Origin of the sequence: Roseburia sp. 499 (genome assembly GCF_001940225.2) — a bacterium.
Lineage (GTDB): Bacteria > Bacillota > Clostridia > Lachnospirales > Lachnospiraceae > Petralouisia.
This window is the reverse complement of sequence record NZ_CP135164.1, coordinates 192,102-207,460: the sequence shown is the minus strand read 5'-3', so window position 1 is coordinate 207,460 and position 15,359 is coordinate 192,102. Positions and strand designations below refer to the sequence as shown.

Genomic DNA, 15,359 nt, shown 5'->3' with positions numbered 1-15,359 from the left:
GAATAATAAAACTACATTTTTTCTGTGAATTCTTCAATAGATGTAACTCGGGCTGCAAGCTTATGCCATTTCTTTAAAATCTCAATATCCCGCTCCACTAAAACTTTTTCCTTGATTTCGTCTGGAATAATTCCATAGTCTTCTAATAACTCAAGGATAGCTTCCGCCTTTCCCAATGCTTTCCCTTTTTTCTCTCTGGAATTTAACAATTCTTCAAACGTCATATATCTCGCCTCCAAATTTCTCCACTTCTTAAATTCCGTTATCTTGTTATGTAGCCGAATAATAGAATCTTCTGTTACCGTCGCAATATACTCATCTGTAGTATTTTCCATATATTCCAGAAAATGCACTAATTCCAACGGAACCTCTTGCTTATTCTTTCCTTTTGTACTCAAGAATATTTTTCTCGTGCCATCTCCTAACGCAATATCCCGTTCCAGACATCGCTCTTCAAAAGTATAACGATACAGACCTTCGCCAAAAGGATCGAAAGTACAAACGAGATGAAACACGCTTTGCGAGTTTCACTCGTTATCGCGGTGCTCCTCGAATGCCCATGCAAGCATGGCATTCTCATCGCTACTCGCGTAAATAAAAATCACATATCCGGGCTTCAACTCATTAAAGTCTTCACCCGGTTTTAGCGATGACACATCCATCTCTGCCTGATAGTAACGGCTTCTTTTTGCTAGATTTCCTTCATTCTCATTCTGAGACTCTAAATTGTAATTTACCTGCATTTCATCATTTGCATAAATATCCATACGCACACTACGAAAATCAGAGTTAATTAAAATACTATGTTCTGCATGTACATTAACTTTAGGTAACTTACACCCCATAATAATCTCTAGTACAATCTGACATGTTTCTGGATCTTCCAATGCTGCTGAAAATAAAAACGCATTGCTTAAATCTAATTCTTGAAAAGTTTTTCCCATATGTTCCTCCTACCGCTGAAACAGTACAGGAAAGAAACCTATCTATGTGTTGATTATAATAAATATTTTATCACATGACAAGAAATTTTCTTACATCTGTGTCACTTCATCCACTATCCCCATAGTAGACTTCCGATGAGACACTAGCACGATGGTCTTGTCCTTTTTCTCCTCCAATAAGCTCTTTAAGATAATTCCTTCATTCAGACTATCAATATTACTGGTTGGCTCATCTAGCAATATGATTCCCGCATTATGAAGAAAAGCTCGTGCGATTCCGATTCGCTGACGTTCTCCACCGGAAACTGAATTTCCAAGCTCACTAAGCTTCGTATCATACCCTTGAGGTAAAGAATTAATAAACTCATGTATAGATGCTTTTTTCGCTGCCTCGATTACTTCTTCTAATGTGGAAAAAGGAACCCAAAAGTCGAAGCGGTAGGAAAAATTCTGATGAAATCATAATGATAAAAAAGCATTGTACCAGATTGATATTTCCTCTCTGGTATTCCAAAATACTCAAAATAATACCTACTGCTGCTCCACCGTAAGCTACCAAATCCATGATACTGATGGAATTTAACTGCATAATCAATACACGTATCGTAACCTTGCGGAATTTCTCAGCTTCTTCATCCATTTTTTTGGCATAACGCTCATCTGCCTGATAAATTTTCAAGGTAGTAAGTCCCTGCAGACATTCCAAAAAAAGAATCTCCCAGTTCTGTATAAGTTCCCCAATATTTTGTCAACATCTTCTTGGCAAATTTCTGAACTGCCACGATAGAAACCGGAATCAACGGTACACATACCAACAATACCACTGCCACTTTCAGGCTCATGGTTCCTACAATTACAAACAATGTAATAGGTGCTAGCATACTATAGAAAAATTGAGGTACATATTTTCCAAAATAGATTTCCAGTTGTTCCACTCCCTCTGTGCTAATCTGTACCACTTCAGAAGTCTGAAATTCCTCTCGATATCTGCTGCCTAAACGCATCAGTTTTTCATAAATCATGGTACGCAACCGACTCTTTACCAATTTTGATGCTTCAAAGGAATATTTGCAGTTTAAATGAGACATGACGCTACGCACCAGTACAACTACAAGTAGCACAATTAACAATGTGACAGCCTGTCCCCGCAAAGCTTCTCCCTGCACCATAGCAGAGACAAACTTTGCGGTCTGAAGCATAAGCAGTACATTTGCCAAAAGCATGATCCATTGGGTAATGACCATACCAGTTACATACTTCTTATTCTCACGAAACTCCCGCAACAACCTCTTATGAAACATAACTGTTCCCCTTTCTCTTTCTGTGTTGCAATATATGCACAATATTAAATACCACAAAAATAACTGCTGAAAGCTTGTGTACCGCCAACATCATCATAGAATCTCCCATAGGGCGTATCAATACTCCACTGACAAATACGATAATTAATGTAATTAATAATATCCAATTGGTAACTTTATTTTTATTCATCTTTCTGTTTCCTCTCTTTTGATTGATATCCATTTTCTTCCCAATTTTTACCTTGCGCTAATAGCATCTATCTTACACATTTTTACGATTAAAAAACAATATGGACAAGATTATACATACTACAGATATTCCAATCGTTACAACTATTGCCCCCAAATAATCCGATGGCTGTGTTGCCCCTGTCAACAGTTCTCCGGAAGACAGTAACTGCGTCGGCAAATATTTTCCCACCTTAGAAATCATCCCTGTCAGATAGGACACAAGAACGATTGCTCCGGTTCCTGTCAAAACCCCGATATTTTCTTTCACAAATGACGACCAGAAAAAAATAAGGGTAATCAACCAGATTCCAAACAAGTAAGGGCACAATGCCCCCATTACCGTATGCGAAACAATGCTGTTATCCCAAAAGTATACCGTATAGCCATAAGTAATTCCGAAATGTATCCAATAACAAATACTCCAAAATGCAATCATTACAAATGTCTTGGCCGCAATGACCTTCCATCGTGATAATCCTTTGGTCAGCATATTTATCAGTGTTCCCTTTTGATACTCATTGGTCAGGATATTACTGGATAAAATAACAAAAACAATAAATACAATAAGCATGTTTTTATAAAACTGTGCCCAAGACGTCATGGCGTCTACTGTCACCTCGCCCAGTACCATTCCGCTCTCTGCCAGACTTTCTGCAGACATTTCCATAAGCCATGGTGTTAATTTCGCCATTGCCGGATTCATGATTCCAAACAATATAAACAAGATTAAGAGAAGTGCCAGTTTTCCGGTACGATATAACTCCACTACTTCTTTCTGAATAAATGCAGTTAAAACTCTCATTCTCCAATCACCTCCATGAACAGGCTTTCCAAGGTTGGCTCCTGCATCTCTATGCGGACAGGTGTACTTCCCACTTCAGCCAGCACACCAAATACTTCTTTCATCTTTTGTTCTGCATTTCCGGAATAACACAATACCGTATTTCCTATAGGTGTTCCACCGGGCATTCTCGTTAAAAACTGTCCCATCTCAGCAGGTGTTCGAAATTCTATCTCAAATCCGTCTCCCTGATGCATTCGTCGAATCTCTTCTATGGTACCGCCCACTGCTAATTTTCCTTTGTGGAGCAATCCCACTTCATCACAAATTCGTTCTACATCTGACAAAATATGGGTAGAGAAAATTACTGTGGTATGCTCCTTCACTTGAGACAAAATGTCCAATATTTCCTTTCTCCCCAAAGGGTCCAGTGCAGAAGTTGGCTCATCACAGATTAAAAGTTTCGGGTCATTCAATAATGCTTGGGCAATTCCCAGACGTTGCTTCATTCCTCTGGAAAATCCATGAATTCGCTTATTTGCCTTTTCACTTAATCCTACTAATTCCAACAAACTTTCTGTTTTTTTCTTTATCTGACTTTTTTCCATTTCCGTAATATTTCCGCACAAGGTCAGATATTCCATCGGCGTAAGAAAGGTGTAAAATTCCGGCACATCCGGCAAGTAACCAATGTAGCGATTGGTACTGTTCTGACCGTATTTTACCTTCTCCCCATTTACCATAATTTCTCCGCTGTCTACTGGAAGCAGCCCTAAAATCATTTTCATGGTAGTAGTCTTTCCGGCTCCATTCTGTCCGATAAATCCATAAATGGAATGTTCCTTTACAGAAAAACTTAAATCTTCAATAATCTGATTACTGCCAAATTTCTTTGATATATTAGAAACCTTCAGTATATCCATCTACGCTTCCTCCTTGCCAAGTAGAAAATATAAAATTGGTCCTATAAACTCCATTCCTACTATGGTAACAACAACCCACAATGTTCTACTACCTCTCTTATAGGTATCATGAGTTAAAATATGTCGTAATGTAACAATCAATAACACTGCTTCTGCAATAATAAGTGGAATTAAAAATGGTAACATCTCCTGAATATTCATAGTTTTTCCTCCTCTTTCATCAATCTACCCTTAAGTTCATGTATCTTCTCTTGCTTCAATGTTGCTAACACCGGATTCTCCAATGCTGCAACTGCACTTTCTATCACGAATTTTCCTGTACGCACACCTTTGGCACCTAAATCCAGTTCTTCAAACCAAGTATCTAAGCGGTTGAAAAAATCATCCCCATGAAGGACAATACCTTCTTGCAGTAATCTAATAACAAGTTCTACAAAACTTTCTAACCGCTGATATGTCTCCTCTTCCTTCCCCTGAATACAATAGGTAATTGCTGCCTGATATTGGTAATTTGCAATAGAATTCGGGTGCAACGCTTCTAATTGAAATACCTCTATGATGGCATCTATCCGCTTCATAACTTTTTCACACAGTTCCAACTGCTGACCATGAATCATCATAAGCTGTGTTCCGTTTACCACTAATGCCAATACATTTTTGAACATAGCAATCTGTGTAAAATAATCCGCCTTTTCCATATCTCCTGTCATCAGATATGCTTGTATCAGAATATCTTCTTTTTCCCCTTGCATATGATTTGGATCTAAAATTTCCTCTAATGACTCAATTACTTCTGCCGCCTTACCACACTGAATCTCGACCATTGCTTTGATGCCCACTGCGTCATTGCAGATTCCAATATCTTTACAATTTTCCAAAATGTGTTCACAAAGACCGGATATGGATTCTAAAATTTCTATCTGGCGGTTCTGATCCTTTGACAAATTGTAATGATTTAACCAAAGTACACAGACTTGTAATAAAAAAGGATAACAGGAATAATATTTTCTTACTAGTTTCTCGCTTTCCTGCATCACCTCTTCAAATGGATGTTCTGCAAATTTCTCTGCCAGCCTGTGATAGCAACACTTAATCTGTTCTTTGCTAAGTTGCGGTTCATAGCCTAATAATTCATCTACTGTAACATCAAAAAAAGATGCTAACTGTGGCAACAACAGAATATCCGGCATACTCTGTCCCGTTTCCCATTTAGAAACAGATGCTTTTGTTACTCCCACAAACGCCGCAAGTTCATCCTGGGTAATCTTTTTTTCACGTCGCATACGAACAATATTTTCTGAAATTCTTAATGTACTCATCTCTTCCCTCCCAGATATCTGATGCTTTAAGTATACGTGACACGATTATTTTTCGCAATGGATTAGCGCGATACTTTTCGATACAAAATCAACTGTTGGGAAACTCTTTGATATTTAAGCAAAAAAATAGACGAAGAATATCTCTTCGCCCATTTTCTTAATTTCAATTAAGCCATATACTTATTGATTAAATTATCCACAACCGGAACAGTTATTGTTCCCTGATTCAGTGCCTTAAGACCTAAGATCAGGAAGAACACTGTTCTAGCAATATCAATTACTCCTATAACAGAATTAAAGATATTATTCACAGTAGTTGCGCTAAAATAAACATCAAAGATTAACAGGAAATCAGAAAGCCATCCAAGTACATCCGGAATCAATCCAATTACAGTTATTAATACTCCAATCGTAACCATTAACGCAACTGCTTTCACAGCTGCTTTTTTCAACCATTCATTTTCTTCAAATAACAGAACATATCCAGCAAGTAAAAATACTGGTGTATATCCTCCAAACAGACAACTAAAATATACTGCTGCTCCTAATAATCCTACTGAAATTCCTAACTTTGTTTTTTGCATAAACTGCCTCCTCATTTATTATTAAATATTTTTACATATAATGTAAACTACTCCACCTTTGTTCCGCACTCTGCACAGAATAATGCTCCCTCCATGATAACTGCTCCGCAGTTAGAACACTTCTTTTCTTCCACCTGTGCAATGGTTTCTTCCTGAACCGGCTGCTCCGGCATCTTTTCTCCGCAAGCGGAACAGAAAAGTGCTCCCTTTGCAACCTCTGCGCCACATTTTGGACAACGTGCGATACCCTTTATATCCTGTATCTGTTCTTTATATTCTTTAATTTTATTTTCCGCATCTGCGATTGCCTGTACCATTCCCTTGAAGGCTTCCTCACAATCTGATGCATGTAATTCTACATACTGCTTCCCAATCTGAAAATATGTATCATTAATTCTCTTCTCTTCATCTGATATCTGAGAATTAATTTTGGCTACGTCCGCCATATCCTTTGTCTTTTGCAGTGTATTCTGACCTGCCTGAGATATTTTCTTTCCAAAATCGTCTAAAAATGCCACTATTTTCTCCTCCTTTTCGTATACCACTTTTATTGCTGTGACACATTTCATCTCACTTTGCCGTAGAGTATTATATCCCTACCCCAAAATTATTGTCAAGTAAAATTCGAGTAAAACAGGAATCAGCAGAATCCTGCCAATTCCTGTTTTATTCGATTTCTTAATATTCTTCTCTTTCTGCCTCTTCCTTTGTCCGATGAACCGTTCCCCTTGGATGATTCGGCGGTGCATAAATAGAAGATACCTTTAGTGGGCATCGTCCCACATTAGTGATATTATGCCAAGTTCCCGCCGGAACAAAAACAACATCACCTCTACCTATCTCCCTTTGAAACTCCTGTTGCCTCCTACAAGTTCCCATTTTCACAACAGCATTTCCCTGCTCTACTCGGATAAACTGATCTGTATCTTCATGCATTTCAAGTCCAATCTCACCATACATAGGGATACACATTACTGTCATTTGCATATGACTTCCGGTCCAAATAGCTGTGCGAAAATTTTTATTTTGCATGGAACTTCGCTCCACATCCATAACACAGGGATTGGGTCCCCAGTCTATTCGACTCCTATTACAATCACAATTCATAAAATACTCCATTTTAGTTGTTCCTAATATGGTATGTTCTATAAAATGTTTTGCACTTTGTCTTCCTATTTTTCCTCCATCACACTCATATAAGCCGGACGAATGATTTTATCGGTACAAATTAATTCCTCAATGCGATGTGCACTCCATCCAACAATTCTTGCAATCCCAAACATTGCCGTATACAACTCCTGAGGAATTCCTAACATGTCATATACAAATCCGCTATAAAAATCAACATTCGGACTTACTCCCTTAAAAATACGTCGCTTTTCTCCTATGATTTTTGGGGCAGCTTCTTCTATATTTTCATAAAGAAGCAAATCCTTTTCTCTTCCTTTTTCTTTTGCCAGTTCATCTACATACTTCTTAAATACTTTTTCTCGTGGGTCTGACAAGGAATACACTGCATGTCCCATTCCATATATCAAGCCTTTATGGTCAAATGCTTCTTTATCTACGATTTTCTCGAGATATGCACTAACTTCCTCTTTGTCCGAATAATCCGATACATGTTCCCGGATATCCTGCATCATTTCCATGACCTTGATATTGGCTCCACCATGTTTTGGTCCTTTCAGAGAGCACATTGCTGCTGCCATGGTGGAATAGGTATCAGAACCGGAAGAAGTTACTACTCTGGTGGTAAAGGTGGAGTTATTTCCTCCGCCGTGTTCCATGTGCAGAATTAATGCAGTATCCAATACCTTCGCTTCTACTTTCGAGAACGTTTTTTCCGGTCTCATCATCATTAAAATATTTTCAGCAGTGGAAAGCTCCGGGTCCGGATGATGTATAAACATGCTTGCATTTTTTTCATAATGATTGAACGCATTATAGCCATATACTGCTAACAACGGAAACTGACTAATCAGCTGTATACACTGTCTCAAAGAATTGCTGATGCTTGTATCTTTCGCATTCGGGTCATAGGATGCAAGGGTCAGAATACTTTTTGTCATAGAACTCATGATGTCTTCGGTAGGAGCCTTCATAATGACATCTCTTGTAAAATTAGTAGGAAGTGCTCTGGCATTTCCAATGTATTGACGGAATTCTTCCTCCTGCTCTTTTCCCGGAAGTTCTCCCATAAGAAGTAAATATGCAATTTTTTCAAATCCCATCTCTTCCGGACCAAGTTCTCCAATCAGCTTCTCAACTCTATAACCTCGATACCAAAGTTCCCCATCACAAGGAATCTTTTCCCCATCAATAATTTTAGACGATACTATTTTAGAAATATTCGTAAGTCCGGTCAAAACACCCTTTCCATTCTCGTCTCGCAGACCACAGTTTACGCCATATTCATCATAAAGACGCGGTGCAATGGTATCATTCTTTCTGCAAATTTCCTCTTGCTTTTTCACATAATCCTCAATTGCATTCATCATGTTCCTCAAGCACCTCCATTTCCTCTATCTCGCTACTCATAACAGTTTCTAACTGTTTCATCAAATGCAGTAACTGAATCAAATTGTCTTTTCCGAATTTTTCTATTACATTTCCATAATATTCTTTTAAAATATCCTCTTGCTCTTTTAACAGTTTCTGCCCCAGTTCTGTGATGGTCACATAAGTTCCTTCGCTTCCATTTCCATCATGGGACCACTTCACCAGACCTTTATCCCTTAACTCGCCTACCATCTTCGAGGTCTGGCGAATGGTAAGTTCCATTTTCTCGGACAACTCCTTCAGATAGGTTCGCCCTTCATAAATCGATGACATTTCTTCATTTACTGAAATATTGTGCAATGCGATATACTCCGGTATACTCATCTTCTTGAAAAAGTCCCATATCTTACCCTTGTTCATCAAATATCTTCGATAGGTAAGTTCATGCGATAATGTAGCGATGTCCGGACTTTCCATTAACTGTTTCTTTTCTTCCATATGCTTCTCCTTTCTTCTTTGTTAGCACTCTCATTCATCGAGTGCTAGTTTGTTTTTAAAAACAAATGCTCCTTTAGAGCATCTGTTATTATTTGTTCACTACCGAACTATTTACCTATAATTATAGCAATTATTTTTTCAATGTCAAGTCCTGTCCCCGTCGCTCCTAACTCAAAAAGATTCTATGGTTTCCGCTATTCTTCATAACTCCATCACAAACCATAGACTCTCTCATTTAGCTCCAAATTCTACTTCACTCCATAAATCCCCATCTGCATATAACTATACCAGAATACATAAACATGCTGAAATCCTGTTTGTTTCAGTAATTGAATATGCTTAGGAACTGTTAAAGGGAAGTAATTGACACCACCTTTTTTCAGAGACTTATATACATTCTCTGTTGCCTTTTTGCGCTCCTCCTCATGCATATTAGGTGTAGTATTATCATTTTGCATATCTAAATCCTCCCTCACTTCGCCGGATTTACATGTACCATAACATGTTTTACCTTCGAAAAATTCTGCTCAATATTTTCATGTACCTCTTCCGCAATCTGATGGGCTTCTTGTAAAGTATATGATGCATTTACCTGAATTTCCACATCTACATATATTTTATTCCCAAAAATACGTGTCTGTAGCAAGTCTATACCTAAAACCTCCGAATGACTCATAACAGAATCATAGATTTCCTTTTCCGTATCTTCATCGCAGGAATGGTCTACCATCTTATCCATTGCATCTTTAAAAATGTCATAAGCTGCCTTAGCAATAAATATAAAAATGACAAGGCTGGCAACAGAATCCATAACAGGAAATCCAAGCATTGCACCACCAATTCCGATTAATGCTCCCACAGACGATAAGGCGTCGGAACGATGGTGCCACGCATCCGCCATCAATGCACTGGAGTCAATTTTCTTTGCATAATGTCTTGTATACCAGTACATGATCTCCTTTGTGATAATCGATACCACTGCTGCAACCAAGGCCAGTACTCCCGGAACTTCTAAACCACCATAATTTCCGGAAATGATATCCTTCACAGCCTGTACACCGATTTCCAGCCCCGTAAAAAACAATACCATCGCTAAAACAATAGCCGCCACACACTCTAAACGTTCGTGCCCGTAAGGATGATCTTTATCAGAATCCTTAGATGCAAGTTTCACGCCTATAACAACCACAATCGTACTAAACACATCAGATGCAGAATGAATTGCATCACTTATCATAGCATTGGAATTTGCAAAAATTCCTGCTAAAAGTTTGAAAATAGATAGCAATGCATTTTGTAAAATGGTAATACAAGATACCCTGTTTGCTATTCTCCTAAATTCACTTTCTGTTACTTTGTTGCTTGCTGTTAATTTGTTTTTTTCCATAATTGTCAGCCACCCTTTCTTAATATGTTTTGAACCTGTGCAAAGCACAAATTGGCGCTTAAAAAATCTTTTGTTTACGGATTTTTCAAGTCATAATAAATCAGATAGCTCTATGGCACTAAATATGTGTGGGAATGTTTAGCGAATGCTATAAAGATAAAAAAATCACCCACGAATCAGTATTAGCAACTACTGTCCCGTGGATGAAAAGATTCCACTGCCATCCTATGGCCCGACTCCTTGACAAACGCCAATGGTCTGTTCAGTTTGTACTGTAGATTTATATGCAGTGCAAAGAGTTAATTTAGGATATCATTTATATTATGGTATGTCAATATTAAATTTTTGTTCTTGACATAAAGGCGTAGCAGAAGCATAGAAAATTACTGTTCCATATATTTTCCCTGCTTCTGCTAATCCTGTAAATACATTACTATTAATAGTTCTCCTCATGAACTTCAAAATAGCTCTGTGGATGATTGCATACCGGACATACCTCCGGAGCCTTGGTTCCTACTACAATATGACCACAGTTACGGCACTCCCATACCTTTACTTCACTCTTCTCAAATACCTGAGCTGTCTCGATATTTTTAAGAAGTGCGCGATATCTCTCTTCATGATGCTTCTCAATCTCACCTACTGCTCTGAACTTAGCTGCCAGCTCTGGGAACCCTTCTTCCTCTGCAGTCTTAGCAAAACCATCATACATATCTGTCCACTCATAGTTCTCACCGTCTGCTGCAGCTGCGAGGTTTGCCGGTGTATCACCGATTCCGTTCAACTCTTTAAACCACATCTTTGCATGTTCTTTCTCATTATCTGCCGTCTTTAAGAAAAGGGCTGATATCTGCTCATAGCCTTCCTTCTTTGCTACGGATGCAAAATATGTATATTTATTTCTAGCCTGTGATTCTCCGGCAAACGCGGTCTCTAAGTTTTTCTCGGTCTGTGTTCCAGCATATTTGTTTGTAGGTTTTGTCTCACCAACTAACTCAAATGATGATGCAGGCTGCTTACATACCGGACAGGTATAATCTGCCGGCAACTCATTTCCTTCATAAATATATCCACAAATCTTACATTTCCAAGTTTTCATTTTCCCTTCTCCTTTTCTTTCTTCTTTTATTTTTTGACTCATTTTCCCGTTCTTAAAAATGGAGCTTTTATCCTCATATGAGGTATGTAACATTTTTTCTGCCATCTCACTTAAGGGCTTTCCGTAAAACTCTTCATAAACCTTCTTAACATCCGGATTTTCATGGCTCTTTCTTACTGTCATAGCCTCATCCTTCGTATACAAACTTGCGATTCTGGCTTTTCTTACTTCATCCTTATCCTTCGTGATGTCCTTCGGCTGGCCCCCGCCTCCAATACATCCACCCGGACAAGTCATAACTTCAACAAAATGATACTGCTTCACCCCATTCTGTATCTGACCAATAACTTTCTCAGCATTTGCCGTGCCATAAACAACTGCAATGTTTACATCTAAATCTCCTATTTTAATGGTTGCTTCTTTGATTCCATCATAGCCTCTTACCGGCTCAAGCTGGAAAAGCACATCCGGTGCATCTTCTCCTGTAATATACTCATACGCGGTTCTAAGAGCAGCCTCCATTACACCGCCGGTATTTCCAAAAATAACACCGGCTCCTGATGCCTCGCCCATAAGGTTATCGTAGTCACTGTCCTCAAGAGATACAAAATCAATGCCCTCTTCCTTGGCCCATTTTGCAAGCTCTCGCGTGGTAATAACCATATCCATGTCTCTCATGGTCGCATCTCCATAATATTTGCCCGCATCACTCATTTCATCTCTGCGAATCTCAAACTTCTTCGCCGCACAAGGAGTAAGTGCTACATTTACTATTTTTTTTGGATCTATGCCAACTTTCTTGGCAAAATATGTCTTAATTGTTGGTCCCTGCATACCGATTGGGCTCTTCGCAGTAGATATATTCGGTAATATCTCCGGATGATACATTTCTGCATATTTCACCCATGCCGGACAGCAACTGGTAAATTGCGGAAGTGGTGCTGTCTGCTTTGTGACACGCTCTATGAGCTCACTTGCTTCTTCTACGATAGTAAGATCGGCAGAAAAGTTCGTGTCAAGAACATAATCAACACCAAGCTTTCTGAGCAACGCAACCATCTTTCCCTGAACAAAACTTCCATCCGGCATTCCAAATTCCTCACCAAGCGCCGCCCTGACAGATGGTGATGTACTAACAATTACAATTTTATCCGGATTATTAATTGCTTCTCTTACATTCGGATATTCATATTTTTCTGTAATGCTATTTGCCGGACATACATTTGCACACTGACCGCAGTTGATACAAACTGCCTTTCCCTCTGTGTCTTCAAATGTATAGGTTCCATGCACTCCTATCTGTGTAGTACACACTTCCTTGCACATGCCACACTTAATACATTTTTCCTCGTCTCGACATATACTCGGATTGTCTTCTTCGATAGGAACTCGAACAGTAAGTGGTAAATGACTCATTGTAAAAACCTCCCTCTTCTGTATTTTCATTTTTCTGCCCATAAATATATACTAATTATAGTGCAGAATTCCCATTTTGTCACGCATTTTTACTTTATTTTTGTAATAATTTCACAGTTACCTGGCTCATTGACATTTTCTCCTTCTCCCTCTATAATATAATTATTACATTCGTAAGATTTAAGGAGACATTCAACATGAGCAATTTGCCACAAATATCGGAAGCTGAATTTGAAGTTATGAAAATTGTATGGAAATATGCTCCAATCAGCACCAATGAAATAACAGAGAAATTGACACAGACCACGAGCTGGAGCCCTAAGACAATACAAACCCTGATTAAACGTCTGGTGAACAAAGGTGCTCTGTCCTATGAAAAACAAAGCCGCGTATTTATTTATACTCCCCTAGTCAGAGAAAGCGAATACATCAGTCAGGAAAGCAGCTCTTTTTTGAAACGTTTTTATAATGGCGATATTACTGCCATGCTGTCTGCATATATAGAAAACGACAAGCTTTCTGAATCAGAAATTGATAACCTTCGTTCCATTCTCTCCAAGAGTTCCAAAAAAGGAAGGAAATAATATGGGAAACTTTATGATTCATTTTTTCATCTGCAATATTTTCATTGGTATTATCATTGGCGTGCTTAGGGCGGTAAAAAGATTATTCAAAAATAGTTTAACGAGCCGGATGCAGTACAACCTATGGTTTCTGCTTCTCGGACTCCTTACCGTTCCTTTTCTCCCTATTCAGGCAATTGGATTCCCTCAGATTTTCTCATGGCTTGGGCAATTCAAACATACATCGGCAACAAAAACAGCAAACGTTATAGATGCAGCTACACGCACCCCATCCGGTACCGAAAACTGGATAAATGACTTTAGTGTCTCTGTAACTCAAGAGGGAGCCTCTAGCTTAAACATTGCTCTTTTCTGTATCTGGCTACTTGGTATTTTGGCAATGCTTCTTTTTATGCTAAAATCATATTTTCGCTTAAATCGTATCGAACACTCTGCCCTGCCGCTTCAAAATAAAGAAGTTTGTAGGTTATTTGCCGACTGCAAAAAAGAGTTACATATCCATAAAGAAATTTCTATTTACAGTACCGCTTACATAAAGTCCCCCTTTACTGTTGGCTTCGTACATCCTCGCATTTATCTTCCTATTCATTTCATCTCTGATTATGATGAATCCGATTGCCGTTTCATGCTACTGCACGAACTGCAGCACTGCAAACACGGCGATGCTCTTGTAAATGGGATTATGAATCTTGTGAACATTGTATATTGGTTTAACCCTCTCATTTGGTATTCCCTAAAAGAGATGCGAAACGACCGGGAAATTGCCTGCGATTCCTCCGTATTAAGCATATTGAGCGAACAGGATTACGAAGCATACGGAAACACACTTATTAATTTTGCAGAAAAAATCTCGCTTTCTAACTTTCCTTTTGCTTCTACTATGGGTGGAAATATAAAGCAAATTAGAAAAAGGATTATTAATATCGCTTCTTATCAGCAGAAAAATCACTTTCAAAAAGTAAGAGGCGCTTTCTCCTGTTTTTTGATTTCCTTCCTCTTACTTGGGTCTGCGCCTTTGCTTTCTACAAATGCTGCCAACAAAGATACCTATCAATTAAAAGAGAACAGCAACTCTATTTCTTATGTTGACTTGTCCTCTTATTTTGATGCTTATGATGGTTGTTTTGTTCTATTGGATTCTTCTACGGAAAACTGGCAGATTTATAACAAAGACATGGCACAGACACGCATTTCACCGGATTCAACCTACAAAATATACAGCGCCCTGCTTGCTTTAGAAGAAGGATATATCACCCCTGCCTCCAATCACATGAAATGGAATGGAGAGGCATATCCCTTTGCCGAATGGAATGCCGACCAGAACCTTACCTCTGCTTTTCGATACTCTGTAAACTGGTACTTTCAAACTTTAGACCAGCAGGCCGGCATAGACGCTCTGAAAAAATTTTATAACGATATTAATTATGGAAACCATGACCTATCCGGTGAAATATATCGTTTTTGGGCAGAATCTTCCCTGAAAATTTCTCCAATGGAACAAGTTGAGATGCTCCAAAAACTTTACAAAAATGAATTCAATTTTGAAGAAACAAATATTCAAGCCGTAAAAAATGCTCTTTGGCTCTCTTCGAATGGCAACTGTCATTTATACGGAAAAACAGGAACCGGAAACATGAACGGTGAGAATGTAAATGGATGGTTTATCGGTTATGTGGAAACTCCTGACAATACCTATTTCTTTGCCACCAATCTTCAAAATGAGTCAGCTGCAAGTGGTGCCGTTGCAAGTGAAATCACCTTGAAGATTTTAAAGGACCTTGATATATATTAAT

The 15,359-nt window shown here is 38.6% G+C and carries 19 protein-coding genes, 1 pseudogene and 1 riboswitch; of the genes and pseudogenes, 2 read left to right on the top strand and 18 right to left on the bottom strand.

Features of this window, described 5'->3' with window-relative positions; translation table 11 throughout:
- Positions 1-11: 11 nt before the first annotated feature.
- From BIV20_RS01155 to rbr, 18 genes and pseudogenes are all read right to left on the bottom strand, one after another.
- On the bottom strand, positions 12-398 hold the full coding sequence (locus BIV20_RS01155; RefSeq protein WP_143524562.1) for a hypothetical protein: 387 nt from the start codon (positions 396-398) through the stop codon (positions 12-14).
- A gap of 129 nt (positions 399-527) precedes the next feature.
- Positions 528-944, bottom strand: a complete 417-nt coding sequence (locus BIV20_RS01150) for a PD-(D/E)XK nuclease family transposase (protein WP_143524563.1) — start codon at positions 942-944, stop codon at positions 528-530.
- 90 nt (positions 945-1,034) lie between these two features.
- Positions 1,035-1,349 (bottom strand): annotated as a pseudogene (locus tag BIV20_RS01145) (ATP-binding cassette domain-containing protein); the annotation flags it as partial.
- A complete protein-coding gene (locus BIV20_RS01140) occupies positions 1,309-1,623 on the bottom strand; it encodes a hypothetical protein (protein ID WP_278335697.1) in 315 nt (104 codons plus the stop codon). The pseudogene BIV20_RS01145 and the gene BIV20_RS01140, both read right to left, overlap by 41 nt.
- Positions 1,601-2,245, bottom strand: a complete 645-nt coding sequence (locus tag BIV20_RS01135) for an ABC transporter transmembrane domain-containing protein (protein WP_075721525.1) — start codon at positions 2,243-2,245, stop codon at positions 1,601-1,603. The genes BIV20_RS01140 and BIV20_RS01135 overlap by 23 nt, the downstream gene beginning before the upstream one ends.
- Positions 2,235-2,435 carry a hypothetical protein gene (locus BIV20_RS01130; RefSeq protein WP_143524564.1) on the bottom strand — a complete coding sequence of 67 codons (201 nt, stop codon included), beginning with the start codon at positions 2,433-2,435 and terminating at the stop codon, positions 2,235-2,237. Before BIV20_RS01130 ends, BIV20_RS01135 begins: the two co-directional genes overlap by 11 nt.
- 72 nt (positions 2,436-2,507) lie before the next feature.
- Complete coding sequence (locus BIV20_RS01125) at positions 2,508-3,278, bottom strand: ABC transporter permease subunit (protein ID WP_075721527.1); 771 nt, start codon at positions 3,276-3,278, stop codon at positions 2,508-2,510.
- The gene (locus BIV20_RS01120) at positions 3,275-4,180 is read right to left on the bottom strand and encodes an ABC transporter ATP-binding protein (RefSeq protein WP_075721528.1); all 906 of its coding nucleotides are present in this window, start codon (positions 4,178-4,180) and stop codon (positions 3,275-3,277) included. The genes BIV20_RS01125 and BIV20_RS01120 overlap by 4 nt, the downstream gene beginning before the upstream one ends.
- Positions 4,181-4,381 carry a PLDc N-terminal domain-containing protein gene (locus tag BIV20_RS01115; RefSeq protein ID WP_075721529.1) on the bottom strand — a complete coding sequence of 67 codons (201 nt, stop codon included), beginning with the start codon at positions 4,379-4,381 and terminating at the stop codon, positions 4,181-4,183. It lies immediately after the preceding gene.
- Complete coding sequence (locus BIV20_RS01110) at positions 4,378-5,499, bottom strand: helix-turn-helix domain-containing protein (protein WP_075721530.1); 1,122 nt, start codon at positions 5,497-5,499, stop codon at positions 4,378-4,380. The genes BIV20_RS01115 and BIV20_RS01110 overlap by 4 nt, the downstream gene beginning before the upstream one ends.
- Positions 5,500-5,666: 167 nt before the next feature.
- Entirely contained in the window at positions 5,667-6,083 is a 417-nt protein-coding gene (locus BIV20_RS01105; RefSeq protein WP_075721531.1) for a hypothetical protein, read from the bottom strand.
- Positions 6,084-6,130: 47 nt separating this feature from the next.
- Positions 6,131-6,601, bottom strand: a complete 471-nt coding sequence (locus tag BIV20_RS01100) for a zinc ribbon domain-containing protein (protein ID WP_075721532.1) — start codon at positions 6,599-6,601, stop codon at positions 6,131-6,133.
- A 160-nt stretch (positions 6,602-6,761) separates the two neighbouring features.
- Positions 6,762-7,115, bottom strand: coding sequence for a cupin domain-containing protein (locus tag BIV20_RS01095; protein ID WP_330554379.1), 354 nt, complete (start codon positions 7,113-7,115; stop codon positions 6,762-6,764).
- Positions 7,116-7,255: 140 nt separating this feature from the next.
- Positions 7,256-8,578: a citrate/2-methylcitrate synthase gene (locus BIV20_RS01090; protein WP_075721722.1), complete on the bottom strand. Its 1,323-nt coding sequence runs from the start codon at positions 8,576-8,578 to the stop codon at positions 7,256-7,258.
- Positions 8,565-9,080 carry a MarR family winged helix-turn-helix transcriptional regulator gene (locus tag BIV20_RS01085; RefSeq protein ID WP_075721534.1) on the bottom strand — a complete coding sequence of 172 codons (516 nt, stop codon included), beginning with the start codon at positions 9,078-9,080 and terminating at the stop codon, positions 8,565-8,567. The genes BIV20_RS01090 and BIV20_RS01085 overlap by 14 nt, the downstream gene beginning before the upstream one ends.
- 248 nt (positions 9,081-9,328) lie before the next feature.
- Positions 9,329-9,538, bottom strand: coding sequence for a hypothetical protein (locus tag BIV20_RS01080; protein WP_075721535.1), 210 nt, complete (start codon positions 9,536-9,538; stop codon positions 9,329-9,331).
- A gap of 14 nt (positions 9,539-9,552) precedes the next feature.
- Positions 9,553-10,467: a cation diffusion facilitator family transporter gene (locus BIV20_RS01075; RefSeq protein ID WP_075721536.1), complete on the bottom strand. Its 915-nt coding sequence runs from the start codon at positions 10,465-10,467 to the stop codon at positions 9,553-9,555.
- A gap of 190 nt (positions 10,468-10,657) precedes the next feature.
- Positions 10,658-10,743: riboswitch (NiCo riboswitch) on the bottom strand.
- A 160-nt stretch (positions 10,744-10,903) separates the two neighbouring features.
- Positions 10,904-12,982 (bottom strand): rubrerythrin, encoded by a 2,079-nt coding sequence (gene rbr / locus BIV20_RS01070; protein WP_075721537.1) that lies wholly within the window; start codon positions 12,980-12,982, stop codon positions 10,904-10,906.
- A 197-nt stretch (positions 12,983-13,179) separates the two neighbouring features.
- Here rbr and BIV20_RS01065 point away from each other — a divergent pair, with 197 nt between their 5' ends.
- Both BIV20_RS01065 and BIV20_RS01060 read left to right on the top strand, forming a co-directional pair.
- Positions 13,180-13,566 (top strand): BlaI/MecI/CopY family transcriptional regulator, encoded by a 387-nt coding sequence (locus BIV20_RS01065; protein WP_075721538.1) that lies wholly within the window; start codon positions 13,180-13,182, stop codon positions 13,564-13,566.
- A 1-nt stretch (position 13,567) separates the two neighbouring features.
- Positions 13,568-15,358: a BlaR1 family beta-lactam sensor/signal transducer gene (locus BIV20_RS01060; protein WP_075721539.1), complete on the top strand. Its 1,791-nt coding sequence runs from the start codon at positions 13,568-13,570 to the stop codon at positions 15,356-15,358.
- Position 15,359: the final 1 nt, after the last annotated feature.

Bases quoted from the DNA above. Each gene is read 5' to 3' on its own strand.
- BIV20_RS01130 (WP_143524564.1), bottom strand. From the start codon at position 2,435: ATGAATAAAAATAAAGTTACCAATTGGATATTATTAATTACATTAATT.
- rbr (WP_075721537.1), bottom strand. From the start codon at position 12,982: ATGAGTCATTTACCACTTACTGTTCGAGTTCCTATCGAAGAAGACAAT.
- BIV20_RS01065 (WP_075721538.1), top strand. From the start codon at position 13,180: ATGAGCAATTTGCCACAAATATCGGAAGCTGAATTTGAAGTTATGAAA.
- BIV20_RS01120 (WP_075721528.1), bottom strand. From the start codon at position 4,180: ATGGATATACTGAAGGTTTCTAATATATCAAAGAAATTTGGCAGTAAT.
- BIV20_RS01090 (WP_075721722.1), bottom strand. From the start codon at position 8,578: ATGAATGCAATTGAGGATTATGTGAAAAAGCAAGAGGAAATTTGCAGA.
- BIV20_RS01110 (WP_075721530.1), bottom strand. From the start codon at position 5,499: ATGAGTACATTAAGAATTTCAGAAAATATTGTTCGTATGCGACGTGAA.
- BIV20_RS01150 (WP_143524563.1), bottom strand. From the start codon at position 944: ATGGGAAAAACTTTTCAAGAATTAGATTTAAGCAATGCGTTTTTATTT.
- BIV20_RS01125 (WP_075721527.1), bottom strand. From the start codon at position 3,278: ATGAGAGTTTTAACTGCATTTATTCAGAAAGAAGTAGTGGAGTTATAT.
- BIV20_RS01080 (WP_075721535.1), bottom strand. From the start codon at position 9,538: ATGCAAAATGATAATACTACACCTAATATGCATGAGGAGGAGCGCAAA.
- BIV20_RS01060 (WP_075721539.1), top strand. From the start codon at position 13,568: ATGGGAAACTTTATGATTCATTTTTTCATCTGCAATATTTTCATTGGT.
- BIV20_RS01105 (WP_075721531.1), bottom strand. From the start codon at position 6,083: ATGCAAAAAACAAAGTTAGGAATTTCAGTAGGATTATTAGGAGCAGCA.
- BIV20_RS01085 (WP_075721534.1), bottom strand. From the start codon at position 9,080: ATGGAAGAAAAGAAACAGTTAATGGAAAGTCCGGACATCGCTACATTA.
- BIV20_RS01135 (WP_075721525.1), bottom strand. From the start codon at position 2,245: ATGTTTCATAAGAGGTTGTTGCGGGAGTTTCGTGAGAATAAGAAGTAT.
- BIV20_RS01075 (WP_075721536.1), bottom strand. From the start codon at position 10,467: ATGGAAAAAAACAAATTAACAGCAAGCAACAAAGTAACAGAAAGTGAA.
- BIV20_RS01115 (WP_075721529.1), bottom strand. From the start codon at position 4,381: ATGAATATTCAGGAGATGTTACCATTTTTAATTCCACTTATTATTGCA.
- BIV20_RS01095 (WP_330554379.1), bottom strand. From the start codon at position 7,115: ATGCAAAATAAAAATTTTCGCACAGCTATTTGGACCGGAAGTCATATG.